The sequence below is a fragment of the Heliorestis acidaminivorans genome, assembly GCF_008933955.1.
GTDB lineage: Bacteria > Bacillota > Desulfitobacteriia > Heliobacteriales > Heliobacteriaceae > Heliorestis > Heliorestis acidaminivorans.
The window spans coordinates 1-575 of sequence record NZ_WBXO01000039.1 but is presented as its reverse complement, the minus strand read 5'-3'; the positions used below and the strand labels follow the sequence as shown (position 1 = coordinate 575).

Here is a 575-nt window from a genome sequence, read left to right as displayed (position 1 = left end):
GCTTTTCGCAGCTTACCACGCCCTTCTTCGACTCTCAGCGCCAAGGCATCCACCGTATGCTCTTATTAACTTAACCTGCGTTTCGGATTTTTGTTTAACCGCAGAGACGCAGAGGACGCAGAGTTTATAAATCTTAATAAATAAGCTTTATCGCTCTTTTCTTCTTTGTGCTCTTGCGATTTAACTTCCGAAGTTTAGTTATTACATCGCTTTACTTTTCTCTGTGCAGTTTTCAAGGAACAATTTTGTTTTCGGAACTAAAAGTATACTAGAGTTGACCTATATAATCAACCTGTAATTGTTTCCAGTCCCTCAAAATCAAACAGTTGTATAAGTTAGCCGTGCGTCTATGACTACCAGCCTTTCTCTTCTTGCTTCCTCTGAAGATTACTCTACAGATTCTGCATTCCAAGAGGTTCTGATAGTTTCGACCTTGACATATGCTTGACTTCTGCTCTTCTGCTTCTGATTGCTCAGTTTCAGCCTCTGCAGGTCTTGCATTGTCTCCTTAGAAAGGAGGTGATCCAGCCGCACCTTCCGATACGGCTACCTTGTTACGACTTCACCCCAATCAT

2 rRNA genes are annotated in these 575 nt (G+C 42.1%); both read right to left on the bottom strand.

What is annotated here, in order from left to right:
* Window positions 1-76: ribosomal RNA gene (locus F9B85_RS14180) — 23S ribosomal RNA — on the bottom strand; the annotation flags it as partial.
* Window positions 77-512: 436 nt separating this feature from the next.
* Window positions 513-575, bottom strand: a 16S ribosomal RNA gene (locus F9B85_RS14175); the annotation flags it as partial.